General features: G+C 68.1%; 18 protein-coding genes. 7 read left to right on the forward strand and 11 right to left on the reverse strand.

What is annotated here, in order from left to right:
* Positions 1-12: 12 nt before the first annotated feature.
* The 5 genes from OYT95_RS19155 to OYT95_RS19175 all read right to left on the reverse strand — a co-directional run bounded on the left by OYT95_RS19155 (position 13) and on the right by OYT95_RS19175 (position 5034).
* Positions 13-1212: an N-acetylmuramoyl-L-alanine amidase gene (locus tag OYT95_RS19155; protein ID WP_009476734.1), complete on the reverse strand. Its 1200-nt coding sequence runs from the start codon at positions 1210-1212 to the stop codon at positions 13-15.
* Positions 1213-1377: 165 nt separating this feature from the next.
* Positions 1378-1701, reverse strand: a complete 324-nt coding sequence (gene trxA / locus OYT95_RS19160) for a thioredoxin (RefSeq protein WP_005249122.1) — start codon at positions 1699-1701, stop codon at positions 1378-1380.
* A 45-nt stretch (positions 1702-1746) separates the two neighbouring features.
* Complete coding sequence (trxB, locus tag OYT95_RS19165) at positions 1747-2730, reverse strand: thioredoxin-disulfide reductase (RefSeq protein ID WP_007301433.1); 984 nt, start codon at positions 2728-2730, stop codon at positions 1747-1749.
* 111 nt (positions 2731-2841) lie between these two features.
* Positions 2842-4026 carry a 4,4'-dithiodibutanoate disulfide reductase gene (gene nox / locus OYT95_RS19170; RefSeq protein WP_268788686.1) on the reverse strand — a complete coding sequence of 395 codons (1185 nt, stop codon included), beginning with the start codon at positions 4024-4026 and terminating at the stop codon, positions 2842-2844.
* 36 nt (positions 4027-4062) lie between these two features.
* Positions 4063-5034 (reverse strand): NAD-dependent epimerase/dehydratase family protein, encoded by a 972-nt coding sequence (locus tag OYT95_RS19175; protein WP_268788687.1) that lies wholly within the window; start codon positions 5032-5034, stop codon positions 4063-4065.
* An 89-nt stretch (positions 5035-5123) separates the two neighbouring features.
* Here OYT95_RS19175 and OYT95_RS19180 point away from each other — a divergent pair, with 89 nt between their 5' ends.
* Positions 5124-5702 (forward strand): TetR/AcrR family transcriptional regulator, encoded by a 579-nt coding sequence (locus OYT95_RS19180; protein ID WP_037234900.1) that lies wholly within the window; start codon positions 5124-5126, stop codon positions 5700-5702.
* Between the two features lie 3 nt (positions 5703-5705).
* Here the strand turns inward: OYT95_RS19180 and OYT95_RS19185 are convergent, their stop codons facing one another.
* The 5 genes from OYT95_RS19185 to OYT95_RS19205 all read right to left on the reverse strand — a co-directional run bounded on the left by OYT95_RS19185 (position 5706) and on the right by OYT95_RS19205 (position 14120).
* Positions 5706-6455: a hypothetical protein gene (locus tag OYT95_RS19185; protein WP_268788688.1), complete on the reverse strand. Its 750-nt coding sequence runs from the start codon at positions 6453-6455 to the stop codon at positions 5706-5708.
* Positions 6456-6533: 78 nt separating this feature from the next.
* Positions 6534-7115, reverse strand: coding sequence for an RNA polymerase sigma factor SigM (gene sigM, locus OYT95_RS19190; protein WP_112300293.1), 582 nt, complete (start codon positions 7113-7115; stop codon positions 6534-6536).
* Positions 7116-7162: 47 nt separating this feature from the next.
* Positions 7163-11038: a murein biosynthesis integral membrane protein MurJ gene (gene murJ, locus OYT95_RS19195; protein ID WP_268792253.1), complete on the reverse strand. Its 3876-nt coding sequence runs from the start codon at positions 11036-11038 to the stop codon at positions 7163-7165.
* Between the two features lie 113 nt (positions 11039-11151).
* On the reverse strand, positions 11152-13542 hold the full coding sequence (locus tag OYT95_RS19200; RefSeq protein ID WP_037234881.1) for a DUF6049 family protein: 2391 nt from the start codon (positions 13540-13542) through the stop codon (positions 11152-11154).
* Positions 13543-13544: 2 nt separating this feature from the next.
* Positions 13545-14120 carry an NUDIX hydrolase gene (locus OYT95_RS19205; protein ID WP_037206815.1) on the reverse strand — a complete coding sequence of 192 codons (576 nt, stop codon included), beginning with the start codon at positions 14118-14120 and terminating at the stop codon, positions 13545-13547.
* Positions 14121-14269: 149 nt separating this feature from the next.
* Between OYT95_RS19205 and OYT95_RS19210 the strand changes: the two genes are divergently transcribed.
* The 6 genes from OYT95_RS19210 (at position 14270) to OYT95_RS19235 (ending at position 23300) form a co-directional block, all read left to right on the forward strand.
* Complete coding sequence (locus OYT95_RS19210) at positions 14270-15721, forward strand: CCA tRNA nucleotidyltransferase (protein ID WP_128640526.1); 1452 nt, start codon at positions 14270-14272, stop codon at positions 15719-15721.
* A gap of 257 nt (positions 15722-15978) precedes the next feature.
* Positions 15979-20124 (forward strand): bifunctional nitrate reductase/sulfite reductase flavoprotein subunit alpha, encoded by a 4146-nt coding sequence (locus OYT95_RS19215; protein WP_268788689.1) that lies wholly within the window; start codon positions 15979-15981, stop codon positions 20122-20124.
* 86 nt (positions 20125-20210) lie between these two features.
* Positions 20211-20615 (forward strand): TOBE domain-containing protein, encoded by a 405-nt coding sequence (locus OYT95_RS19220; protein ID WP_037234851.1) that lies wholly within the window; start codon positions 20211-20213, stop codon positions 20613-20615.
* The gene (modA, locus tag OYT95_RS19225; protein ID WP_112300289.1) at positions 20612-21421 is read left to right on the forward strand and encodes a molybdate ABC transporter substrate-binding protein; all 810 of its coding nucleotides are present in this window, start codon (positions 20612-20614) and stop codon (positions 21419-21421) included. Before OYT95_RS19220 ends, modA begins: the two co-directional genes overlap by 4 nt.
* Positions 21418-22224, forward strand: coding sequence for an ABC transporter permease (locus OYT95_RS19230; protein ID WP_016884725.1), 807 nt, complete (start codon positions 21418-21420; stop codon positions 22222-22224). Before modA ends, OYT95_RS19230 begins: the two co-directional genes overlap by 4 nt.
* Complete coding sequence (locus OYT95_RS19235; RefSeq protein ID WP_037234845.1) at positions 22221-23300, forward strand: sulfate/molybdate ABC transporter ATP-binding protein; 1080 nt, start codon at positions 22221-22223, stop codon at positions 23298-23300. Before OYT95_RS19230 ends, OYT95_RS19235 begins: the two co-directional genes overlap by 4 nt.
* Before the next feature lie 21 nt (positions 23301-23321).
* Here OYT95_RS19235 and OYT95_RS19240 read toward each other — a convergent pair whose 3' ends face one another.
* Positions 23322-24857 carry a DUF4185 domain-containing protein gene (locus OYT95_RS19240; protein WP_268792254.1) on the reverse strand — a complete coding sequence of 512 codons (1536 nt, stop codon included), beginning with the start codon at positions 24855-24857 and terminating at the stop codon, positions 23322-23324.
* Between the last annotated feature and the right edge of the window lie 131 nt (positions 24858-24988).

Genomic DNA, 24988 nt, shown 5'->3' on the forward strand with positions numbered 1-24988 from the left:
GGGAACGAGAAGTCAGGAACGTTCGGAGGAAGACAGCTCTTCGGCGAGCAACTCGGCGAACGTGAACGTTCCGGTCGGCTGATCGTCCTGACCGAGCAGGTACAGACGCTTGACGGAGATGAGGATCGCTTCGGCGATGGCGTCGCGCGCCCGCGGGTTGGAGAGCACCGCGGCATCGAGGTCGTTGGTGAGGTAACCGAGGTCGATCTGCACGGTCGGCATGTTCGTCAGGCGCAGCAGGTCCCAGGTGCGGCCGTGGGTCCGGCAATCCTGCAACGGCGTGCGCGCCACGATTTCCCGCTGAATGAATCCGGTGAGAACCTGACCGATCATCGACGTCGAACCGTGCGAATTGCCGAAGTGGAAGCTCGCGACACCGTTGGCGGACGGGCTGGTGTTTCCATCGCAGCGCAACGAGATCATCAGGTCGGCATCAAAGGCGTTCGACGTGGATGCGCGTTCGATGTCCGTGGGATTGGCGTGGTGCGGCCGGGACAGGAACGTCTCCATGCCCGTCGCGGCCATGCGGCCCTCGAGGCGGCTGGCGAGGTCCCACAGGATGTCGGACTCGGAGATCGTGCCGTACGCGGACCGCACGATGGTGCCGTAGGTGTCGCCGCCGAGGCCCGGATCGATGACGATCCGCTTGCCGCTCAGCTGGGGTCCGGAGCTACGAACCATTTCTTCTTCGCTCATCGCATGCGGTGACCCACCGGTGACGCGGGTGCCGAGCAACTCGAGCGACCGCAGGGTTGCCGGACCGCAGATGCCGTCGGCGGCGATCCCGATCTCCCGCTGGAACGAGGACAGCGAATCGTGGGTCTGCGGGCCGAAGAACCCGTCGACGCGACCGACGTAGAACCCGAGATCCTGTAGGCGGGTCTGCAGGGTGGCGACGTCGTCGCCGTAGAGCGGTGCGGACAGCTGGTAGATCAGCGTGCGCGCGCCCAGGCGGTAGGACGCCTCTTTCATGGACCGGTACGTGGCAGGACCCACGATTCCGTCGACGAGGAGCCCACGCTGCTGCTGGAAGGCCCGTACGGCGCTGTCCAGGTGATGATCGAACACGGCGTCGGGAGCGATCCAGTGCGAACCGTTGGTGCCCTCGCGCCGGGTGTCGGCGACGCCGTTGTGCAGGAAACCGAGACCGGCCAGAGTGCCCCGAATCTCAGCGACGGCCGGACCATGGTCGCCGTGACGGAGTCGGTGCATGTTTCAGGGCCTCTCAGTCCGAATCAACGAGTACTTACGAGTCTCGGTACAAACAAAACGATCGATGTGTTCCGGTCGGTCTAGCTGATGCGACTGGAGCACATCGATCGATTGTCTCAGAGATTCCCACAAAATCGGGAATCGCGCGGGGTGTTCGGGTGTCGATCAGAGAACGTCGGCGAGCTCTTTCAGCAGCGCAGCCTTGCCCTTGGTGCCGACGATCGTGTTGATCGGCTTGCCGTCCTTGAACAGGATCAGCGTGGGGATCGACATGACCTGGAAGTCGCGGGCAGCGCCCGGGTTGGCGTCGATGTCGAGCTTCGCGATGGTCAGTTTGTCGCTGTGCTCACCGGCGATCTCCTCCAGGACGGGGGCGATCATCTTGCACGGGCCGCACCAGGTGGCCCAGAAGTCGACGAGGACAGGCTTGTCGCTGGAAATGACGTCCTGCTGGAACGAATCATCGGTGATGGTGACGGTATTCGACACGGGGATTTCCCTTACTCGAGGTGGTCGGTGGGTATTTGTGGAGTGCTAGGCGTCGACCGGTGAGCCGGCGGCGGCGACGGTGTTGGCGGTGATGTCGCCGCGCTCTGCCAGCCAGCGCTCGGCATCCATCGCCGCGGAACATCCGGTGCCGGCCGCGGTGATCGCCTGCTGGTAGATGTGATCGACCAGGTCGCCTGCGGCGAAGACTCCGTCCACGGAGGTGGCGGTGGTCGGCGTCTTGACGATGACGTATCCGGCGTCGTCGAGGTCGACCTGTCCCTTGACGAGTTCGCTGCGCGGGTCGTGACCGATGGCGACGAACATGCCGGTGACGTCCAGCGTGGAGGTCTCACCGGTGACGGTGTCGCGGATCACGAGTCCGGTGACGCTGTTCTCGCCCAGGACCTCGACGGGCGCGGCGTTGGTCACGAACCGGATCTTTGCGTTCGCCTTGGCGCGCTCGAGCATGATGCGGGACGCGCGGAACTCCTCGCGGCGGTGCACCACGGTGACGCTGCGGGCGAAGCGGGTGAGGAAGGTGGCCTCCTCCATGGCGGAGTCGCCGCCGCCGACCACGACGATGTCCTGATCCTTGAAGAAGAATCCGTCGCAGGTGGCGCAGGCGCTGACGCCGCGGCCGAGCAACTTCTCCTCCCCCGGAATCCCCAGGTAACGGGCTGCGGCGCCCATTGCCAGCACGACTGCGTGCGCCTGGTAGGTCTCGCCGTTCACGACGACCTTCTTGATCGGGCCGGTGAGGTCGAGTTCCTCGACGTCCTCGGTGCGGATGTCGGTGCCGAAGCGCTTGGCCTGCTCGCGCATCTGGTCCATCAGGTCGGGTCCCATGATTCCCTCACGGAATCCGGGGAAGTTCTCGACCTCGGTGGTGGTCATGAGGGCGCCACCGAACTGGGTCCCCTCGAACTGCAGCGGTTCGAGTTCCGCGCGCGCCGCGTAGACGGCTGCGGTGTATCCGGCAGGTCCCGAACCAACGATGATGAGTTCATGAACCGTCGATGGAGTGGTCATGCGGGCCTTCCAGTAGTGAGGGGTGCTCAGTCGTATGGATCAACACAAGACTAAAGGGTGTTGTTCCCCGACTGCAGGTGATACCGGTCGCTCCCCTCGCAGGTGCCCTGATCAGCGCAGAGTCTCCCGGATGACGCAGCGGGTGCCCGTGTAGATGGTGGGCATGCATTTGTTGCAGTGGATGCAGAGACCCTCGGGCACGTGCAGGTCGCGGAATTTGTTGACGAGGTCCGGGTCGCGGAGCAGGGCGCGCGCCATCGCGACGAACTCGAACCCTTCGCCGAGTGCGTTCTCGATGGTGTCGAGCCTGTTGACGCCGCCGAGCAGGATGAGGGGCATCGACAGGGCCTCACGGAACTGCCGGGCCATCGGGAGGAAGAACGCTTCCTCGAACGGGTAGGTGGGAAAGATGCGCGGTCCGTACACCTTCAGGCCCCAGCCCACCAATTTGGGCTGTGAGGCAACGAATTCCGCCATCGGGACCTCGCCGCGGAAGAAATACATCCCGTTGAGCAACGAGCTGCCGCCGGTGAGTTGCAGTGCGTCGAGGTGCCCGTCGGCTTCGAGGAGCTGGGCGATGCGGAGACTGTCGTCGAGCCACAGCCCTTTCGGAACACCGTCCGTCATGTTGAATTTGGCCGTGACGGCCACTGAGTCGCCGACGGCGTGGCGCACTCTCTCGACCACTCGCCGGGGGAAGGCCGCCCGCCGCTCCAGGCTGCCCCCGTACTCGTCGGTCCGCTTGTTGAGGTTGGGGCTCATGAACGAGCTGAGGAGGTAGTTGTGGCCGAGGTGGACCTCGATCGCGTCGAATCCGGCGTCGACGGCGTTGCGCGCCGAGTTCTCGAAGTCGCGGGTGACCTGGTCGAGTTCTTCCCGGGTGGCACCCTTCACCAGACCCATGGCGGGCGGGCTGAGGCGCGTGGACGGTGCGAGGGTCTTGGTGCGGTTGGACAGGGTGTTCGCGACCAGACCGGCATGACCGATCTGCGCCGCGACCAATCCCCCTTCGGCGTGAACGGCGTCGGTGAGCCGGCGCAGGTCGGGGATGCGGGCGCGGTCGAGCACGAGAGTGTTCGCGTGGACGCGTCCGCCGGGTGAGACGGCGCAGTATGCGACGGTCGTCAGTGCGGCGCCGCCGCGAGCGACCTCGGCGTGGAAGTCGACGAGTCGGTCGGTGACCCGGCCGCGCGGCATGACGCCCTCGAACGTGGCTGCCTTCACGATGCGGTTGCGCAGCGTCAGGGGACCCAGGCGGGCGGGCTCCCAGATACCGGGGTGCGGTGGAACGGTCATGGTGGTCTGCCTTCGAGGGTGGTGGTGTGAGGGCGTTCAGGCGAAGGTCGCGGCAAGCGCCGCGCGGGCAGGGCGCCAGGTGAGCCCGAGCTCGTCGCGGGTTCGCGAGTCGTCGGTCGGCGTCGCCGAGGTGAGCAGCCAGGCGGCCTCGTAACTGAGCCCCGCGCTGAGGGGTGTGAACTTGCCGATCACGTCGGCGATTCGGCCGACCGTGCGAAAGGCGCTGCCCGACAGTGGGATACGCCGGAGTCGACGGCCCGAGGAGTGTTCGAGGACGTCGATGAGCTGGTTGAACTCGACGAGTTCGCCGCCGCAGACGTAGCGCCGGGGACCGCGACCTGGATGCATCGCCGCAGCGTGGACCGCCGCGACGTCGCGCACGTCGATCATCTGCATTCCGCCGTCGAATCGGGGCGCCACCCCGCCGCTGACGATCGCGCCCCAGCCCTGTTCGGTGACGCCCTGCGTGGATCCGAGCCCGGGACCGACGACGCTCGTCGGGTAGGTGATGACCACGGGGGCGCCCGCGTCCTGGAGCGCGCGGGCGATGCGATCGGCGGCGGCTTTGGTCCGGCCGTACGCGCTGCGGCCCGACGCCGTCGGACTGTCCGGTCCGATGACGGCGTCGCGCGACGGAAACAGGGCACTGAAACTCGCGACGTGGATGATCGGGTCGAGTCCGAGGAAGGCCGCCTGGGTGAGAATCGCGGCGGTGGCCTGCGTGTTGATCTCCCACATCAGCTGCTCGCGACGGTCGTCGGTGCCCACTACCCCGGCAGCGTGAAGCAGGGCGTCGCATCCGTCGAGGAGGCGTGCGACTGCCGCGGCGTCACGGATGTCGCCGACCACCCGCTCGATCCCCGCGGCGTCGTCCCCGGCTGCGGTGAGCAGGTGATCGGAGGATTCGGCGGGTAGCACCAGCAGTCGAACCGTGTGGCCGGCAGCGAGGAGCGCCAGCGTGGTGTGGGCGCCGACGTATCCGGTGCCGCCGGTGACCGCGATCTTCATGTGCCCGCCCTGTTCGAATTACGATGCCACTGGACTCGTAATAGGTACGATATAGCGCGGAAGGCACTTCTGTCCCACAATTCGAACCAATGAATGCAACTGGAACCGGCCGCCCCCGCGACCCGCGGATCGACACCGACGTCCTCGCGGTCACCCGGGCCATGCTCGTGGAGTCGGGCTGGGAACAACTGAGCATGCGCGCCATCGCGACGCGCTCCGGGGTGAGCAGGGCGTCCATCACCAGACGGTGGCCCTCGAAGGCCCACCTCGTTCTCGACGCCATCCTCGGTGCGACACCCGACCTGACACCGTTCGAGGGCACCGATCGCGAAGGCTGGATCCGCTGGGTGGTGACCGGCAGCGCCGAATTGTTCTCACGACCGGAGGTGCGAGCAGCCACGCCGGGTCTGCTGGCCGCGATCCGGGACCACGACGATCTCCGCACCGCGCTCTGGCGGGGATTCAGCGGGCCGAGCACTCAGCTGTTCGGGAGTGAGGAATCCGAGGACGGTGGTGGGTCGAGCACCGCGACGGCGGTGCTGGTGCTCGCAGCCGGCGCCGCACTGTTCACGAGCTTGATCGCCGTCGAGGACGACACTCCGGAACTGCGTGCGAAGATCCTCGAGCTGCTCATGCCGGTCGCCCGTTCGGAGCAGGAAAGATCCTGAGAATCAACCGATATCGGTGACAGCGATCGTCGCCGGGCCGCCCGGGCCGCACTCGCTGCCCACCACCAGGGCCGTGATCTGCGGCGGACGCGGCGCGGCCACCAGCAGCAGCACCCCCGGAACTCCGTCGAGGCGAACCTCACCGGAACCGAGAAGCGGGCGGGACTCCTCGATACCGTTGGCGCGCAAGCATTCCGCCAATTGTGCGGGATCCGCGAGCGGTCCGAGCTGCCTCGAACCGATCACGGTGAGGAGACGTCCGGAGTCGAGATCGCTGCCCAGATCGAGAACGGCTGGTGTCGGCGACGTTTCGGAACTGGGCAGGGCAACGCCCGGTGTCTCGGGTTCCCGACTGTCCGGCGTGACGACCGCGACGGCCACCACGACCGCGGCCGCCGCCGCGAACGTTCCCGCGGCCGCGGCAGCCCACTTCCGTCGCCGGGCGAGCGGTACGACGGTGTCCTCGGCAGGTGTGTCCCGTTCCGCGGCGAGAGCGCGGTTGATGCGGTCGGCGACGTCGGCGGGAATCGGGGTCGAGACGGAATGATCGCGTCCGAGCGCACCGAGCTGATCGGTGACCCGGTCGAGTGCGTCGATGACGGCCATGGCCTGCGGGTCGTTCCGGACGAGCGGCCACAGGCGGTCGCTGACCGACTCCGGGAGCGCTCCGGCGTGCAGATCGGCCAACAGGTCCTCGGAGTACGGCGGTGCAGGCAGCGCGGCATCGGACGGGTGGGATTCACGGTCGGCCATGGCACCTCCTCACCGATTCATCGTGGTCCGGGACGTCGGGACACTTCCCCGCTCCTATTACGTTTTGACGCCCCGGAGTCATGATCGGTTCCCCTCCATCCGAAAATATTCGAGAGAGGCGGCCAGCTTCTTCCGGCCGCGGGCGCAGCGGCTCTTCACGGTGCCTTCCGGAACCCCCAGCAGGGTGGCCGCCTCGCTGGTCGAACGACCCTCGAGGTCGACGGCGACGATCGCGGTCCGCTGATCGGGCGGGAGTTGCGCCAGTGCGCGCTCGACCACCAGGCTGAGCTCCACCTCGGAGACGTAGTCGCGCGCGTCGCGCGGTTCGTCGTCCTCGTCGGCGGACAGGGACACCGCCGGACGAGCCTTGTTCCGGCGGATGCGGTCGAGGCAGGCGTTGACCACGATCGTGTGCAGCCAGCTCCGGACCGCGGCGTCCCGGCGGAACGAGCCCGCGTTGCGATGCGCCGACAGCAGCGCCTCCTGCAGGGCGTCCGCCGCATCCTCGGTGGTGTAGCTGGTGCGTCTGGCGACGTGCCACAGATGGTCGTAGTGCCGTCCGAGCAGCGTCTCGAAGGCGTGGCGATCTCCGGCGACGTGCGCAGCCAAAAGGTCGACGTCCGAGGGCTCACCCTCGGAATCCCCCCGGAAGATTCGCACCGGCGGATGTTAGCTCAGTTCGCCGGTCCGCGAGCATCGGGTGCCGACTACGTCGCGGAGTTGAAACCGATGTCGGCGATGGACGATTGGTTCTTGCCACCGGAATTGCTCAGGCCGGTGATCCACACCAGGACGTTCTTGGTGGGTCCCTCCGACTTCACCGGGATCTCGGTGACACCGTTCCCGAGGACCTTCGAGCCGAGCACCTGAGTCTGGTCGAGGGTCGGGTTCTCCGACGGCGCGCTGCGGATCTCGACGTTGGTGCCCGGTGTCGGCGAGTTGATCCACACGCTCGACAGGGTCGCCGGCTCGTCCAGCGTGACCATCAGGCCCACACCGTTCTTCAGCGCGGGGAAGGGCTGGAAGTACGAGTCGGTGCTCCACACGGTGGACGTGTTGCCGTCGACGGCCAGCCGGGCGTTCGCGGCGGAGTCGGGTGTGCCCTGCGGCGAGAACACCGTTGCCCCCGCGGGCGCGACCGGTGCGACGTTCGCCGCCGGGGCGGGCGCGGGTGCGGGCGACTCGGGGTTGGGCGGAGCCTCGGCCGAAGTGGTGAGTCCGAAGTCCTGTTCGGTGAGCGGCGCGTCGGAACTGCTGCCCGTGAGGAACGTCGCGAGCCAGAAGCCCAGGAGCGCCAGCACGATGATCGTGACGACCGCGAGGCCCACGAGCGCCGCGATCATCCGGTTGGACTTCTTCTTCTCCGCCTCCAGTGCTTCCGGGTCTGCGAGAGCGTGGCCGGGCGTGCCGGGGCCCCGCTGCCCGAGCCGCAGCGCGGGGATGAATTCGGTCTTGTCGTTGACGACGGACGCCTGATCGAGAATGTGCTGCACGGTGGCCGCCGTGCGGATGCCGCCGTTCGGCTCGAGCGAGCGCAGGGCCACCGCGGAAATCTCGAACGGGACCTCCGGCCGGATCACCCGCGGTCCGATGGGCTGCCCGCTCGAGTCGCGGTCGGCCAGTCGCATACCGCCGACGCTGCCTGGACGCGAACCCGACGGGTCACCCGCGGGAGCGGACGGGTCGCCCAGCGGCCAGCGCGCGGTGATGAGGGCGTAGAGCATGGCGCCCAGTCCACGCACGTCGGAACTCGAATCGGAGTCGGCGAGCGTGGCCGGGAACGCCAGCACGGCATCGCCGTTGATGCTGATACGGACGCGGTCGGGGTGGTCGATGGACAGTGCCCCACCGGCCCGGTGCGCGGTCTCGGCGGCCGCGGCGAGCGCGCGGATCGCACTGGCGGCGCCGATCGGAGACGGCTTGGTGTCGGCCATCTCCCGCAGCGAGCGGCCCGGGGTCCACTCGGCGACGACGATGCCGCCGGAGCTGCCGCGGACCACGTCGAGCACGCGGGCGAGTCCGGGCGAGTTGATCCGGCCCAGTCGCAGGGTGCGCGACAGAATGGCTTGCGGGCCTTCGGGACCGGCCGAGGTGGAGCGCTGTTCGGCGTCCACGAACGTCAGCGCCACCTCGCGGTCGAGCTTGACGTCCAGTGCCTGCCAGAACTGCAGTCCCCGCGAACCGCCGTGCGGTGTCAGCAGGCGGTACCGACCGCCGGCGACGGACGCGCCGGGAATGAGCTTGGGGCCACGGGGAGTACGACGCGGGCCCGCGCCGGGTTCACGTCCGGGTGCCGGTGTGATCGGGATCACGCCGGTGTCGTAACTGAGATCCCGTGCGGGTGCCGCGCCGATGTGACGTGTGTCTCCGCGCGATTCGCCTGCATCGTCCGCGGGAGTCTTCGGCGCAGCCTTCGTCTGCGCATCCGCACGATCGCCGGTCTCCTTGCTCTGCCCCGTTTTCGGAGTGTCTGCGGAGCCCGCGGACGTGCCTGCGTCCTTCTTCTGCGGTGCGTCGGCGCCGGCTTGCTTGTCGGGCGTCGCGGAGTCGGCGGAGGCCGACTCGGACGAGATCCGGGTGGTCGGGGCGTCGATGCCGTTGGGGGCGGCGGCCGAATCGCGTTCGGACGCTTGCACCGTAGAACCTCCGGCTCTCTTGCTGCCGGCCACGTCGTCGTCGCTCACCCTCACTCCTTCATTCTCGAATGCCCAACTCCGACCAGTACCGGGCGGCGATCCGACCCGCTCGTGTCCAGGGTACGGGAGTCCACCGGGTCGTTCGATACCACGCGGCTGTGCCCCGAAGTCGTGCGGTGTGGCGCGGACCACGGGAATCAGTTCTGTTTCGGCCTCTGCGAGCGGGTCGGCCTCCGGTTCCGGTGCGGCGCCGCGACCGCGCAGGGCGCGAACCTTGCGGGCGACGGCGACGGTGATGGACACGATTTCGGGGACCTTCGCGAACCAGAGGATCACGAAGGTGACGACGAGCATGAGGACGCCGCTGATCATGACCCGGACCATCGAGCCCGGACCGCCGAACAGACTGGTGAGACGGTCGAGCCCGAGGAGGCGGTCGGCGCCGAGCATGACGAGCGCACCCGCCATCGACGCGAGCACCACCACCCATACGGTCTTGCCGACGTTCGCCATCTGAAGGTTGCCGAGACTGCGGTGCAGCAGCCAGCCCCCGACGAGCGCGCCGGTGATGTAGCCGAGGCCGTTGGCCACGCCGAGCAGGATGACCACCTGGTCGTCGCTGGAGGCGATCATCGGGGTGAGCGCCGACAGCGCGATCTTCACCGCGGTGATGCCCAGGACGATCCACGTGGGGGTCCACGCCTGCTCGCGGGCGTAGAACACACGGAGCTGGATCAGCACCAGGGAATAGGGAATGAGCGTGAAGGCCGACCAGCTGACGGCCTGGCCGAGGCGTTCGGCGTCACCGGTCCCGAAATTGCCGTACCCGTAGAGCGCCTGGCCGATCTCGGGGCCGGCGAACGTGAGGAACGTGATGATCGGGATGAGGGAGATCATCGTCAGCCGGGTGGCGACGGACAGGTCGTCGACCACGGCGGGGGTGTCGTCGGCGGCGGCGTTGCGGCTGAGTCGCGGCATGATCGCCGTCAGCACCGTCACACCGAGCACGCCGTACGGCAGCTGCAGCAGGAGCCACGCGTTGTTGTAGATCGCGGGACCCGACGCGTCCGCGTGTGACGAGATGCGGGTGGCGACGATCATGCCCGCCTGGCTGATCAGCACGTACAGGACGATCGCGACGGCCATGCCGCCGAACTGCTTGAGCCGGTCGTCGAGGCCCCACAGCGGTTTCAGCGAGATGCCCTCGCGCCGGATCGCAGGCACCAGGCTCATCGCCTGCACCACGACACCGAGCGTGACGCCCACACCGAGGACCAGCAGTTTCGGGTCGCTCATCCGCACCGGGTCGAGGGTGATCTCCCCCGGTGTCGCGTAGTAGATCACCAGCACGGTGAGCATCACGACGTTGTTCAGCACCGGCGCCCAGGCACCGGGTTTGAACACCTGCCGGGTGTTGAGAATGGCCGTGAGCAGCGCCGACAGTCCGTAGAACAGGATCGCGGGCAGGAGGAGATAGGACAGAGCTGTGGTGAGAGAGGTGTTCACCTTGCCGTCGGCCGACAGGAACACATGCGTGGTGAGCACGGGTGCCGCGGCGGTCGCCAGCAGCGCCGCCGTGCCGAGCAGCACGCACGTGGCGGTGAACAGACGTCGTACGAACGCGGCACCCTGGTCCGGGTCCTCGCGTTCGGCGCGCACCAGGACGGGCACCACGATCGCGGTGAGCACCGCTCCCAGCACGAGCTCGGAGATCATGTTCGGGATCTGGCTGGCGACGGTGAACGAGCTGGCCACCGACCCACCCAGCAGCGTCAGGACGAGGAGCTGCTTGGCGAATCCGGTGATGCGGCTGACGAGCGTCGCCACCGCGATCGAACCGGTGGACGCCAGCAGTCGGGAGTTGCTCTGCTTCTGCGGCGCCGTCGAGGGCCCGGAGTCCCGGACCGGAGGCGGCGGGGGGTCGACGCGGATGGCCGCGAACTGCACCGTCGGCGCCTCGTCCGGCCGGATCTCCCGAGCCCAGTGGTCCCGTTCCCACGGTGCGACCCGGGGATGGGAGCGATCGGGAAGCCTCTGGCCCCTACTGGGCAAGTTCCCGGTCATGAACGTTCGTACCCTTCGTCAGCTGGATCCGGCTGGCCGCGGAATCGATGCCACAGCCGGCGGCCGGCGAGGAACAGCAGCAGAGCACCCGCGCATGCTGTCAGTATCGCCAACGCCTGCCCGTACGCGTTGGACCGTACCGTCACGCTGGTCGGCTCTCCCAGTTGCTGTCCATCGGCGGTGGTCAGAGAGAATTTGACGACGAGCTTGCGGGAGTCGTTGGCCTCGGTGGGAACGGTGAGGGTGCGACTGCCGCGCGGAGGCAGCGTGGTGGGGCCGATGTCGGTGATGGTCATCCCCGAAGGCGCATCCACCTGGAGACGGACGGTGATTCCGACCGGCAGGTCGTTCCTCGCCACCAGCAGCAACGGGCTCTGTTCCGACGCCAGCGTGTAGACGCCGCCCGGCGACACGACGGTGACGGCCCCGAACAGGTCGTCCATGGTTTCGGCCACCTCGTCGGCGCGCACGTCGGACGCCTCTTCCGCGGACCGCCGTTCGTCGTCGCGGCGATGCGCGAGGCTCATGGAGCGCAGGAGGTCCTCGCGCAGCGGTGCCGTGAATCGCTCCGGGGTGAGCGGGGCCTGCGGGTCGTCGACCAGAGCAGCGTTCAGTGCCTCGATCCGCGGCGTCTGCGTGGCGGCGGCGTCGCGGATATGGGCGGGGACGCCGTCCTCGGCTGCCTGATCCGGGTACTCCAAGGTCGCGAGCTCCGGTGATCCGGGCTGACGGCCCAGCATCGCGGACAGCGGTCTGGGCGTCGCCAGCCCCGAGCGCATCAGCGAGGACACCGTGGACAGCAGCGTCTTCGCGTCCTCGGCGCCGGCCGTCCACAGCTGCGGCGGCACCACCATCAGCGATCGGGGCGTGCCTGCGGCCCGTGCGGCCCCGGGTTCGAGGGCAGACCACGACACCGCACCGAGTGCGTCCTGCAGTCGTGCGGTCTGGGAATCGTCCGAGAGGTCGTACCGCGCGCGTTCGGGGGTGTAGGAGGGAGTTTGCGGTGTCGTCCCCATGGCGGCGAGTGCCGTGCCGACGGACGGATCGAACAGCAGCGCGTCGACGCTTCCGGTGGCCGTGGGCGTCTCGGTGGCCGCCGGGGTCGTCTCCCCGTTCGCGGGAACGGGAGCGGGCGGCGGTGTCGCCTCGATGACGTGGGCGCTGTCGCGGGGTGTGGTCGTGTCGATGGAATTCGCGGCCACGAGCGTGGTGGTCGCCTCGTCTCCGCGGAGCATCTGCGCCGTCGCGTCGTCGAGCACGCCGGCGTCGCTCCACACGAAATTGCGCAGCGACGTGACACCCAGAACGTTGTCGACGATGTCCGCGGGGGTTTCGACGGCGGTCGCGGTGAGGTCCGGGTTCGCGACCTCGGTGATCGCGGACAGGTCGGCCTGCGCGAACGGCACCGATGTGGTGCACATGGACGCGGCCAGCGACCGGGCGCGGTCGAGCCACGCCGACGCGGCATCCTTACCGGCGCCCTCGTGCGCGGAACCGGTGGGATCGGACGGGTCGTCCACCACCAGATATCCGCGGGTCATGTTTTCGACGGTGATCAGCAGGTCCGGGTCGACGGCCAGGCACAGACTGTCGCGGAGCGTGTGGTCGCGGTCGACGCTCTCCCGGGTGGCGAACTCCGCCGCGCCCAGCAGTTCGTCGAGCCGGCCTCCGTCCGCGAGCGAGGTCGCGAGGTCGTCGTCGACGAGACGGACCGGTTCGGTGACGGAGCCGGGCACCCCCGCCGCGAGCCGGGGCCGGTCGGCGAGCGGCCACAGCATGGTGACGGCGACAGGACTGGAGATGTCCGGGGGCACGGCCGGACTGCCGGGGACCCCGAACACGGGGAGCAGGAAACGGGCGTCGTCGAGGCGCGCGGCCCCGCCGTACTCGGGGGTGCCGTTCACGTTCACCATCAGCGGATACACGCCGGGTTCGGTGATGTCGAGGGAGATGTCGGTGTCGGACCGCAGTGGCAGCGACAGCGTGAACTGCTTGCTCTGCCCTTCGTCGAGGCGGCTCGCGACCGTGTCGAACATGCCGACCGTGTCGTACCGGGACTGATCGAGGGTGAGGGACGTGCGGAGGCCTTCGCTGCTCGCGACGGCGGGAGCGCGCTGCAAGCGCACGCTGACGTCGCGGACCGTGCGGTCGCCGATGTTCTTCACCGAGCCCGTGACGGTGACGAAGGGGTCGCTGGTGGTGGTGACCGTGGACGGGGTGACGTTGTCGATGTGCAGTTCGAGAAACTCGGGGTCCTCGTCGACCGTCTGGGTCCCGGCGCTCTCGGGGGGCACCGGGTCCTGGGCCGCCGCCACCACGGTGCTGGTGGGAGCGAGAACGACCGCGAGTGCGGTCAACGTCACGGCACCGACCCGACGCAAAGCCATCCTCATCCGGCGTCTGGCCCCTTCTGGAGCTTCAGGTCGGGCGCGGTCGGGGTGGTAGTCATCTTGGAGATCAAGTCACCGGCGATTTCTGCGAGTTTCCGTTCGTCTGCGTAGGCCAGGCGTGATCCCAGCTCGGCGAGCGGCACCCACGCTACCTCGGTGACTTCCACGTCTTCGTCCGACAGTTCCCCACCGAGGAATCTCAGCAGATAGTGGTGGACGGTCTTGTGGACCCGCCGGCCTTCGGTGACGAACCAGTAGTCGATGCTGCCGAGCGACGCGAGGACGGTGCCCTGTATGCCGGTCTCTTCCTCGACCTCACGCATCGCGGTCTGTTCGGCGGTCTCACCCTGCTCGATGTGTCCCTTGGGCAGCGACCACAGCAGCCGCCCGCGGCGGTCGGTGCGTCCGATCAGCGCGGCGCACAGATTCTCCCGCGGTCCGCCGAGACCGTTGACGACCAGTCCGCCCGCCGAGGTTTCGCGAACCGTCCTCATGTGGGGTTTCGCGGGTTTGCCGACGGCGCCGCGCCGCCGCGAGTTGCGGCGACTCCTGTTCGCACGTTCGGCAGCAGACACCCCATCGATAGTAGTTGGCTTTGCCGTCTCCACCGGAACGCCGCACCCGAACCGAGACGCTTCGTGACACACCTGTGGTGAACCGAACGGGGAGGTGACAGCGTGTATGCGTATCCCGCTATTTGCGCACCTCGGTAAGCTTCCTGGACGTGACTGCCCCTTCTCTCGACGACGAGCGCCGTACGCGACTGCTTGCCGGCGCCGCGGTGACGCTGCGCGAGCTGTCCGAAGTCCTGACGCCGCTCGGTGAGAGGTTCGCTGCCGCCGGTCACGAGTTGTACCTGGTGGGGGGCAGTGTCCGGGACGCGATCCTGGGCCGCCTCGGCACCGACCTCGACTTCACCACCGACGCCCACCCGGAGCAGGTGCAGAAACTGCTGTCCGGCTGGGCCGACAACCAGTGGGACACGGGCATCGAGTTCGGGACGATCAGTGCCGCCAAGGCGGGCCAGCAGATCGAGATCACGACGTATCGGGCCGACGCCTACGACCGGGTGTCGCGCAATCCCGTCGTCCAGTTCGGGACGAAGCTCGAGGACGACCTGGTGCGGCGCGATTTCACGGTCAACGCGATGGCCGTGCGCATCGGTGCGGACGGCTCGCAGGAGTTCGTCGACCCGCTGAGCGGCATGGACGCGCTGCTGGCCGGGGTGCTGGACACGCCGTCGGCGCCGGAGAACTCCTTCAACGACGATCCGCTGCGCATGTTGCGGGCCGCGCGGTTCGTGTCCCAGCTGGGATTCACCCTGCACGAGCGTGTACATCAAGCCATTGTCGACATGGCACCGCAGATCGAGCGGATCACGGCCGAACGGGTGCGGGCCGAACTCGACAAGCTGATTCTCGGCGAGTTCCCCATCGACGGCATGAACGTGATGTGCGAGACGGGTCTCGCCGACTTCGTCCTGCCCGAGGTGCCGCAGATGAAGCTCGAGATCGACGAGCACCACCAGCACAAGGACGTGTACTGGCACTCGCTGACCGTGCTGAAGCAGGCGGTCGACCTCGAGGACGGCGACCCCGACCTGGTGCTGCGGTGGGCGGCACTGCTGCACGACATCGGTAAGCCGGACACGAAGCGCAACGAGCCGGGCGGCGGCGTGAGCTTCCACCACCACGAGGTGGTCGGCGCGAAGATGGTCCGCAAGCGGATGCGGGCTCTGAAGTATTCGAAGCAGATGGTCGACGACGTCTCGCAGCTGGTGTTCCTCCACCTGCGGTTCCACGGCTACGGCAAGGGTCAGTGGACCGATTCCGCCGTGCGCCGGTACGTGACGGATGCCGGGCCCCTGCTGCCGCGACTGCACAAGCTGGTCCGCGCCGATTGCACCACCCGCAACAAGCGGCGGGCGGCCGCCCTGCAGGCGACGTACGACGACATCGAGGAGCGGATCGCTCGGCTCGCCGAGCAGGAAGACCTCGCACGGGTGCGCCCCGACCTCGACGGTAACGCGATCATGGAGCTGCTCGGCATTCCCGCGGGCCCCGACGTCGGGAGGGCGTGGAAGTACCTCAAGGAGCTCCGGCTCGATCGCGGTCCCCTCAGCCGTGACGACGCCGAGGCCGAACTGCTGTCGTGGTGGGCCACGCAGCAGGGCTGATCGATCGTCGATCCGCGCGGGTCGACGTCGTCATCTGCTTACTCCGCTTTCGGGCGGCCACTCACCTGAAGTGACAACGGTCACACGATCTGGTCGTTTCTGCCTGCCGACATCACCACCGTGCCCGGGGCCGGGTGCGAGAGACGTCACCGAACGCTCACGGGGGTTAATCCCGACGAAACACGGTTCACGGCAGCATTGATACAGGTCGTGAGCCGGGTGGACAGGCTGCGACCGTGCAGGTGAGGAGCTAGTCGATGCAGCAGCAGAAAGCCGGGACTTCCACAGTGAAGACCGCCTGCTCGTACTGCGGTGTCGGCTGCGGCATGGTGCTCGAGGTCGGGGTCGATCCCGAGACCGGTGCGCGCCGCGTGCTCAAGGCGTCCGGCGACAAGGACCATCCCACCAACTTCGGGCGGCTGTGCACCAAGGGTGCGACGAGCGCCGAGATGCTGGTGGCCGGTGGCCGGATGGAATCCGGGTACGTCCGCGACGAGCGGGGGGAGGCGCCCACCTCGATCGACGTGGGCGCCGCCATCAGCGAGACCGCCCGCCGGCTGAAGGAACAACTCGACGAGCACGGACCGGACGCCCTGTCCTTCTACGTCTCCGGTCAGATGTCCATCGAGGCGCAATACCTCATCACCAAGCTCGCGAAGGGCTTTGTCGGCACCAACCAGATCGAGTCGAACTCGCGGCTGTGCATGGCCAGTGCGGGCACCGGCTACAAGCAGTCGCTGGGCGCGGACGGCCCGCCCGGCTCGTATCAGGACTTCGACAAGGCCGACGTGTTCTTCGTGATCGGCGCCAACATGGCGGACTGTCACCCGATCCTGTTTCTCCGGATGATGGACCGCGTCAAGGCCGGGGCCAAGCTGATCGTGGTCGACCCGCGCCGCAACGCGACCGCCGACAAGTCGAACCTGTTCATGCAGATCACGCCCGGCACCGACCTCGCGCTGCTCAACGGCCTGCTGCACCTCCTCGTGAAGAACGGGCACACCGACCCCGAGTTCATCGCCGAGTTCACCGAGGGCTGGGAGGTGATGCCGGAATTCCTCGAGGAGTACACCCCCGAGAAGGTCGCGGACATCACCGGCATCCCCCAATCCGACATCCGTCAAGCCGCCCAGTGGATCGGTGAGGCCGGGAACTGGATGAGCTGCTGGACGATGGGCCTCAACCAGAGCACCCACGGCACCTGGAACACCAACGCGATCTGCAACCTGCACCTGGCCACCGGTGCGATCTGCCGTCCGGGCAGCGGCCCGTTCTCCCTCACCGGCCAGCCCAATGCGATGGGTGGCCGCGAGATGGGGTACATGGGTCCCGGCCTGCCGGGGCAGCGGTCGGTACTCGCCGCCGACGACCGGGCGTTCATCGAGGATCTGTGGGAACTGCCGGAGGGCAGCATCCGCACGGAGGTCGGCACCGGAACCGTCGACATGTTCGAGCGGATGGTCGCGGGTGACATCAAGGCCTGCTGGATCATCTGCACCAATCCCGTTGCCACCGTAGCGAACCGGCGGACCGTGATCGAGGGCCTCGAGGCCGCCGAGCTCGTGATCACGCAGGACGTCTTCCTCGATACCGAGACCAACGGTTACGCCGACATCCTGCTGCCGGGCGCGCTGTGGGCGGAGTCGGATTCGGTGATGATCAACTCCGAGCGCAACCTCACCCTGTTGCAGCAGGCCGTCGATCCGGTCGGCCAGGCGCTGCCCGACTGGCAGATCATCGCCCGCGTCGCCTGCGAGATGGGGTATGCGGACGCGTTCACCTACGACTCCTCGGAGGACGTGTTCGAGGAGATCAAGCGCACCTGGAATCCCAAGACCGGCTACGACCTTCGCGGCATTTCCTACGACCGGCTGCGGGAGACGCCGGTGCAGTGGCCGAGCCCGCCCGGCAACCGCACCGATCGCAATCCCCTCCGCTACCTCAACGACGGTGTGAGCCAGAACCTGCTGTCGGCTCCCGACGGTTCACTCCCCCGGCTCGCGTTCGCCACTGCCAGCGGCAAGGCCGCGTTCTTCCCTCGCCCGCACATGTTGCCCGCGGAGATGCCCGACGACGACTATCCCTTCGTCCTCAACACCGGTCGCCTGCAGCACCAGTGGCACACGATGACGAAGACCGGCAAGGTGGCCAAGCTCAACAAGCTGAACTCCGGCCCGTTCGTTGAGATCAATCCGGCTGACGCGCAGAAACTTTCGATCGCCGACGGCGACAAGGTGGAGGTGGCGTCCCGGCGCGGCCGCGCGGTGCTTCCCGCCGTCGTGAGCGACCGCGTCCTCGCCGGAGGGTGTTTCGCCCCGTTCCACTGGAACGACTCGTTCGGTGAGTACCTCAGCATCAATGCCGTCACCAACGACGCCGTCGATCCCACGTCCTTCCAGCCGGAGTTCAAGGCGTGCGCCGTCTCCCTGACCCGGGTGGCCCCGGTGTCGGCGCAGGAGGTCCCGGAGACCGGCGGAGCATTCACCCTCGCGCATAGTTCGCCCGCCGCCGAGATGAGTCGCATCCTGGGCCTGGACGATTCGGCTTCGCCCACCTTCGACGAACACGAACGCATGTACCTCGCCGGCCTGCTGTCGGGGCTGCAGTCCACCGAGATCCAGGGCGTTCCGGTCCTACCGCGGAGCGCGCCGATCTCCGGGTCCAAACGGGTGTGGCTGGACGGTCTGATGGCGGGGCTGTTCTCCCGGTCCGACGTTCCGCAGAGTGCCGTGGTGCCGGACGCGAACTCCGCGAACGCTGAATCGGTACAGCACCCCGTGGTGGTGGTGTGGGCGTCGCAGACCGGCAACGCCGAGGAGTTCGCCGCCGAATGCGCCGAACAACTCGAGGCGGCCGGGCACGGCACCCGCCTGATGAGCATGGACGACTACGACGTCGCGGGCCTCGCCGACGTCCGCGACCTCCTGATCATCACCAGCACGTTCGGGGACGGCGACGCCCCCGACAACGGCAGCAGTTTCTGGTCGGCGCTCAGCAGCGACGAGGCCCCGAAGTTGTCGCAGACCCGGTACGCAGTACTGGCTTTCGGCGATTCCAACTACGACGACTTCTGCGGGCACGGCAAGCGGATCGACGCCCGGCTGGAGCAGCTCGAGGCGAAGCGCCTCACCGAGCGTGTCGATTGCGAACCGGATTACGAGGAGCAGGCACGTCAGTGGCTGAAGCAGGTCCAGAATCTGGTCCGGGAGCGCGCGGCCGCCGACGGTGCCGCCGTGGCGGCGGCCGCACCCGCGCCGGCCAGGCCCGCGGCGAAGAAGGCGGCGACGTTCACACGGAAGTCGCCGTTGATCACGCGGTTGACGAAGAACATTCCGCTCAGCGCGGCGGGATCGTCGAAGGACGTGCGGCAGTTCGGTTTCGAGGTGAGCGATGCGGAGTTCTCCTACGAGGCGGGCGACGCTCTCGGTGTCTGGCCGACCAACAGCGACGCCGTCGTCGACGAGTGGCTGAAGGTCACCCGATCGATCCCGGACACCCCCGTCACGTTGCCGGACCTGCCGGAGATGACGCTGCGCGATGCGTTGCGCACGAAGCTCGAGATCACCAAGGTGACTCCCGAGCTGCTGCGGTTCGTGCAGAGCCGCACCCAGGACACCGAGCTGGCGCGGCTGCTGCGCCCGCAGAACAAGATCGCGCTCCAGCAGTGGTTGTGGGGGCGGCAGTCGATGGACGTGCTGGCGGAGTACGGGGTGGACGCCGACGCCGACGAGTGGCTGAGTGTCCTCAAGCGCCTGCAGCCGCGGTTGTACTCGATCTCGTCGAGCCCAAAGGTGGACCCGGGGGAGGTGCAGCTGACCGTCTCCGCGGTGCGCTACAACCACGAGGGCAAGAACCGCTCCGGGGTCTGCTCCACGTTCCTCGCCGATCACTGCGACGAGGCCGACGTGCCGATCTTCGTGCAGAAGTCGGCGCACTTCCGGCCCCCGCAGGCCGCCGATGCGCCGATGATCATGGTCGGTCCCGGCACCGGTATCGCTCCGTTCCGCGGATTCCTGCACGAACGACGGGAATTGGGTCACACGGGTAAGAACTGGATGTTCTTCGGTGAGCAGCACGAGGCTACCGACTTCTACTACCGCGAGGAGATGGAAGCTATGCACCGCGACGGATTTCTCACCCACCTCGATGCGGCGTTCTCCCGGGACCAGCGGCAGAAGATCTATGTGCAGGACCGCATTCGCGAGCACGGCGCCAAGCTGTGGGGCTGGATGCAGGAGGGCGCGTCCCTGTACGTCTGCGGCGACGCCAGCCGCATGGCGAAGGACGTGGACGAGACGGTCCGTGAGGTCGTCCGCACCCACGGGCGCCTGGACGAGGAGGACACCGAGCTGTACATGAAGCAGCTCGCGACCGACAAACGCTACGTGCGGGACGTGTACTGATCCGCATCTGCGGAAGACTGCACTTGATCGGTCCGTATTTGCCGACATAGAATGTCGGTCATGACGCATGCGCGGACAATTCTCGGATGACGGGTATCCGGATACGACAGGCCGCAGAACTGCTCGGCGTCAGCGACGACACCGTCCGGCGGTGGATCGACAACGGCAGTCTCGCGGCCGAGAAGGACGAGTCGGGACGCAAGGTCGTCGACGGCCCCGCGCTCGCCGAGTTCGCGCGCGCCAACGCGTCGAAGTCGCCCGATCTGCTCGGATCGGAGTCCTCGGCGCGTAACCGATTCACCGGCATCGTGACCTCGGTGGTGATGGACAAGGTGATGGCCCAGGTCGAGATGCAGTGCGGGCCTTTCCGCGTCGTCTCCCTGATGAGCAGTGAAGCCGTCCGCGACCTCGGGCTCGAGCCCGGCAAGGTCGCGGTAGCCGTCGTCAAGTCGACCACGGTGATCGTCGAAACACCTGGAGGAGTTTCATGAAGATGTCCTGGCGCAGGGCCACGACGGGGGCTGCTGCGGCCGCACTCGGTCTCGGTCTTCTCACCGGCTGCGGGTCGAACGAGGACAGCAGTGCCCCGGGTTCGGCCGAGTCGACGTCGGCGGCCGCGTCGGGTGCCGACATCACGGTGTTCGCCGCGGCGTCGCTGAAGGGCACGTTCACGGAACTCGGCCAGATGTACGAGACCGCGAACCCGGGATCCCACGTGGAGTTCAGCTTCGCGGGATCCTCCGACCTCGCCGCACAACTCGACCAGGGCGCCTCGGCCGACGTGTTCGCGTCCGCCGACACCAACAACATGACGAAGGTGGTCGACGCCGGGCTCGTCGAGGGCAGTCCCGTCGACTTCGCCACCAACACGCTGACCATCGTGACGGCACCCGGAAACCCCAAGGGCATCACCTCCTTCGCGGATCTGAACCGCGAGGGGACGCTGGTGGTCACGTGCGCCCCGCAGGTTCCGTGTGGTTCCGCGACGCAGAAGGTCGAGACCGCGTCGGGCGTCGACCTCACCCCGGTCAGCGAGGAGTCGTCGGTCACCGACGTGCTGAACAAGGTGACGGCCGGACAGGCCGACGCCGGACTCGTGTACGTCACGGACGCGGCGAGCGCGGGCGACAAGGTGACAGCCGTGGCCTTCCCCGAGTCCGCGCAGGCAGTGAACACCTATCCGATTGCGACGCTGTCCGCGTCGAAGGCACCGGACGCGGCGCAGGGCTTCGTCGACCTCGTCACGGGACCCGACGGTCAGGCAGTGCTGGCGAAGGCAGGATTCGCCCAGCCGTGATCCGGGCGGCGCGCGTCAGAGTCCCGTCCGGACTTCCGGGCTGGATCTTCGTCCCGGCGGCACTGGGTGGACTGTTCGTCGTCCTGCCGCTGTTCGCGATGCTGGCGAGCGTCGACTGGTCGCGGTTCTTTCAGCTGGTCACATCGGAATCCTCGCTCGCCGCACTGGAACTGAGCCTGCGCACCGCCGCCCTCAGTACCGTGCTGTGCGTCCTGCTGGGCGTCCCGATGGCGGCTGTGCTGTCGCGCAGCAGTTTTCGTGGACTGCACGTGCTGCGGTCGCTGGTGCTCCTGCCGCTGGTGCTTCCACCGGTGGTCGGGGGTATCGCCCTCCTCTACACGTTCGGCCGGAAGGGCCTGATCGGGCAGCACCTCGAGGTCGCGGGTATCCACATCGCGTTCACCACCACGGCCGTGGTGCTCGCGCAGACGTTCGTCGCGCTGCCCTTCCTGGTGGTGAGCCTCGAAGGGTCGCTCCGGACCGCAGGCAGCCGGTACGAGCACGCCGCCGCGACGCTCGGTGCGAGCCCCACCACCGTCTTCCGGCGGGTGACGCTTCCGCTGGTGCTGCCCGGCCTGGTGTCCGGGGCGGTGTTGTCGTTCGCGCGGGCGCTCGGCGAGTTCGGGGCCACGCTGACGTTCGCGGGCAGTCTGCAGGGCGTCACGCGAACTCTGCCGCTCGAGATCTACCTGCAGCGCGAAACCGACGCCGATGCAGCGGTGGCGTTGTCGCTGGTGCTGGTCGTGGTCGCGGTGCTCATCGTGGTGGGTTCGCGGGGCTGGGCGTCGAGGGCCGCGGTATGACCGGCCTGAGCGTCGAGGCGCGGGTGGATGCGCGTGGCGTCGACGTGGGGTTCGACCTCGGCGAGGGCGAGGTGCTGGCGGTGCTCGGGCCGAACGGTGCCGGCAAATCGACGGCACTCTCGGTGGTCGCGGGCCTGGTGCGGCCGGATGCCGGGCGGGTCGAACTGAACGGTCGGGTGCTCACCGACACCACCCGGGGTGTGGCAGTGCCGCCGCACCGGCGCGGTATCGCGTTGCTCGCGCAGCAGGCGCTGTTGTTCCCGCATCTGACGGTGGCCGCCAATGTGGCGTTCGCCCCGCGCAGTGCCGGCCGGGGACGTCGGGAGGCGCGGGCGATCGCCGAGAAATGGCTGGACGCAGTGGATGCGACGCAGTTCGCCGACCGACGCCCGCACGAGCTGTCCGGGGGGCAGGCGCAGCGGGTCGCGGTGGCCCGGGCCCTCGCGGCGGAGCCCCAGGCCCTCCTGCTCGACGAACCCATGGCGGCCCTCGACGTGGCCGCAGCGCCCGCCCTGCGCGTACTGCTCAGGCGGGTGCTGCGGGAAGGGAACCGGACAGCGGTCGTGGTCACCCACGACATCCTGGACGCGCTGGCGCTGGCCGACCGCGTGATCGTCGTCGAGGGCGGTCAGGTCGTCGAATTCGGTTCGGTGCGAGACGTGCTGACGCGTCCCCGCAGTGCGTTCGCCGCGCGGATCGCCGGGCTCAACCTCGTTCCCGTGTTCGGGGCGCAGGACGGCTTCGAGACCGAGACCGGTGTTCGGCTGCACGGTCTGCCCGATGCCGATTTCGTGCCGGGCGCGCCGGCGGTCGCGGTGTTCGCTCCCCATTCGGTGGCCGTCCACCGCCGCTCTCCGGAAGGCAGTCCGCGCAACGTCTTCCGGGTGTCCATCTCGGAAATCGAGGTTCGCGGGCCGACGGTCCGGGTGCGCGCCGCCGAAGCCGGCGGCCGGTTCGAACTCAGCGCCGACGTGACGGCGGCGTCCGTCGCGGAACTCGATCTGGTGCCGGGGCTGGACGTGTTCTTCGTCGTCAAGGCCACCGAGGTCGCCCTCCATGCCGTGCGTACTTGTTAACCGCGGGCGGTTGACAAGTACTCACGGGTGCAGGGACGCGTGCATCAGGTAGACGTTGTAGCTGTCCCACTCCGAGATCGTGAAATACAGATCCCTGTCCGTCGACCACGGATGCATGAAGCCGCCGTACGCCATCGGGTAGTCGGCCGTGTCGACGAGCGTCGCGCCGTCCGACCACGCACCCTGCGGGCTCGACGACCGCCGCAGGATGATCGAGCCGCCGACGGGCTCGAGGTAGCTCATCAGCCACGTGTCCGCGGTCGCGTCGTAGCGGACGGACAGTTCGCTGGCCACCCCGCCGACGATGGGGGTCGCGAGGTGCTGGGACACCGGGGTCCACGTGCCGTCCGACCAGTACTGGTACGACGTGGTGTTCAAGACCCGATCGACCGGCACCCGGGCCAGGCCGATGGTGCCGATCCGCCCGTTGGGGGTGCCGAACATGTACACGTAGTCGCCCTGCGGCACCATCGCGGACACCTGGAATCGGGCGCCGAAGATGTTGTCCCACTTGGCGTGCTGGTCCTTGGTCCAGGTCTGCCCGTTGTCGTCGGAGTAGGCGATGCCGCCGTAGTTCGTGTACCACATGCCCGGGACCATGCTCCAGCGCTTCACCGACATGTAGCTGAGGTATTGACGGTCACCGATCGCGAACCCCGACGTGGGGATGGTGGTGGTCTCGAAGTTGTTGATGTGCCTGCTGTCGATGATCTCGGCGGCATGGCACCGGCTGTCCTGGACCATGCTGTCGATGGTCATGCCGTCGGACAGGTCGGTGTCGGTGCTGTGGCCGAGAACGTTGCTCCGCCAGTCCTCGCCGAACGCGCCGGGCGGAGCCCAGTCCTTGCCGAACGTGTCGCCGAACGCGACCGCGACCTCACCGGGCCTCGTCTCCCAGGTGATGCCGAGGTCGGTGCCGTCGACCTGCCAGCGCTTGTCCGTGCGGTTCTCCGAACCGCGGCCCGTCAGCTGCGACACCAGCCGGACGTCGCCGACCTCCGGCTTCGCCACGGGTGCGGTGAGGGAACCCCGTTCGGCCGGGTTGATCTCGACGGGAGGCGCCGGCTGCGGTTCGGGGCCGGGGCCGCCGGGAACGGGGATGGGAATGGTTTCGGGACGCGGATCGATCGAGATCTTCGGGATGGTCAGCGCACTGGAGCCGGACGAACCCGAGGACCCCGCGGATCCGGAAGAGCCTGCAGAACCCGAGGACCCGGTCTCCGCCTCCGGATCGTCGACCGGATCGGTGAGGTCGGGGCACGGGTCCGCACACGGGTCGGCGGGAAGGTCCTGGGCGACCCGCGTCTGATCGGCGGTCGGCCCGGGGACCGGCACCGGCACGAAGTCGGGGTACGGGATCGGGATGCTCACGCTCGGGGGAATGGGCGGAAGCAGTGGGCCGCCGCCCGGACTCGGAGGTTCCTTGGCCGGGTTGAACCCGGTCTCGCCGCAGGCGTTCACCGGCAGCCACGGAATGGTCTCGGCCGCGGCAGGGGCGGCGGTGAAGCCGATCGTCGCGGCCACGACGGCGGCGACGCACAGCGGCACTCCGGCCACAGACCATGACTTCTCGACCACGGGACCCCTCCAGATCGGTGGTCGGAGTGATTGGTGGACCGACCTGCACGTTCGGGTTGAAGATAACACCGGGCGACGGCATCCTCCGCGCACGAGCCCGGCACGTCCGG

It is taken from the genome of Rhodococcus sp. JS3073 (genome assembly GCF_026810085.1).
Lineage (GTDB): Bacteria > Actinomycetota > Actinomycetes > Mycobacteriales > Mycobacteriaceae > Rhodococcus_F > Rhodococcus_F wratislaviensis.

Excerpts from the sequence above, each read along its gene's own strand:
- OYT95_RS19155 (WP_009476734.1), bottom strand. The coding sequence starts at position 1,212 with ATGCACCGACTCCGTCACGGCGACCATGGTCCGGCCGTCGCTGAGATT.
- trxB (WP_007301433.1), bottom strand. The coding sequence starts at position 2,730 with ATGACCACTCCATCGACGGTTCATGAACTCATCATCGTTGGTTCGGGA.
- nox (WP_268788686.1), bottom strand. The coding sequence starts at position 4,026 with ATGACCGTTCCACCGCACCCCGGTATCTGGGAGCCCGCCCGCCTGGGT.
- OYT95_RS19175 (WP_268788687.1), bottom strand. The coding sequence starts at position 5,034 with ATGAAGATCGCGGTCACCGGCGGCACCGGATACGTCGGCGCCCACACC.
- OYT95_RS19180 (WP_037234900.1), top strand. The coding sequence starts at position 5,124 with ATGAATGCAACTGGAACCGGCCGCCCCCGCGACCCGCGGATCGACACC.
- OYT95_RS19185 (WP_268788688.1), bottom strand. The coding sequence starts at position 6,455 with ATGGCCGACCGTGAATCCCACCCGTCCGATGCCGCGCTGCCTGCACCG.
- OYT95_RS19200 (WP_037234881.1), bottom strand. The coding sequence starts at position 13,542 with ATGGCTTTGCGTCGGGTCGGTGCCGTGACGTTGACCGCACTCGCGGTC.
- OYT95_RS19215 (WP_268788689.1), top strand. The coding sequence starts at position 15,979 with ATGCAGCAGCAGAAAGCCGGGACTTCCACAGTGAAGACCGCCTGCTCG.
- OYT95_RS19220 (WP_037234851.1), top strand. The coding sequence starts at position 20,211 with ATGACGGGTATCCGGATACGACAGGCCGCAGAACTGCTCGGCGTCAGC.
- modA (WP_112300289.1), top strand. The coding sequence starts at position 20,612 with ATGAAGATGTCCTGGCGCAGGGCCACGACGGGGGCTGCTGCGGCCGCA.
- OYT95_RS19235 (WP_037234845.1), top strand. The coding sequence starts at position 22,221 with ATGACCGGCCTGAGCGTCGAGGCGCGGGTGGATGCGCGTGGCGTCGAC.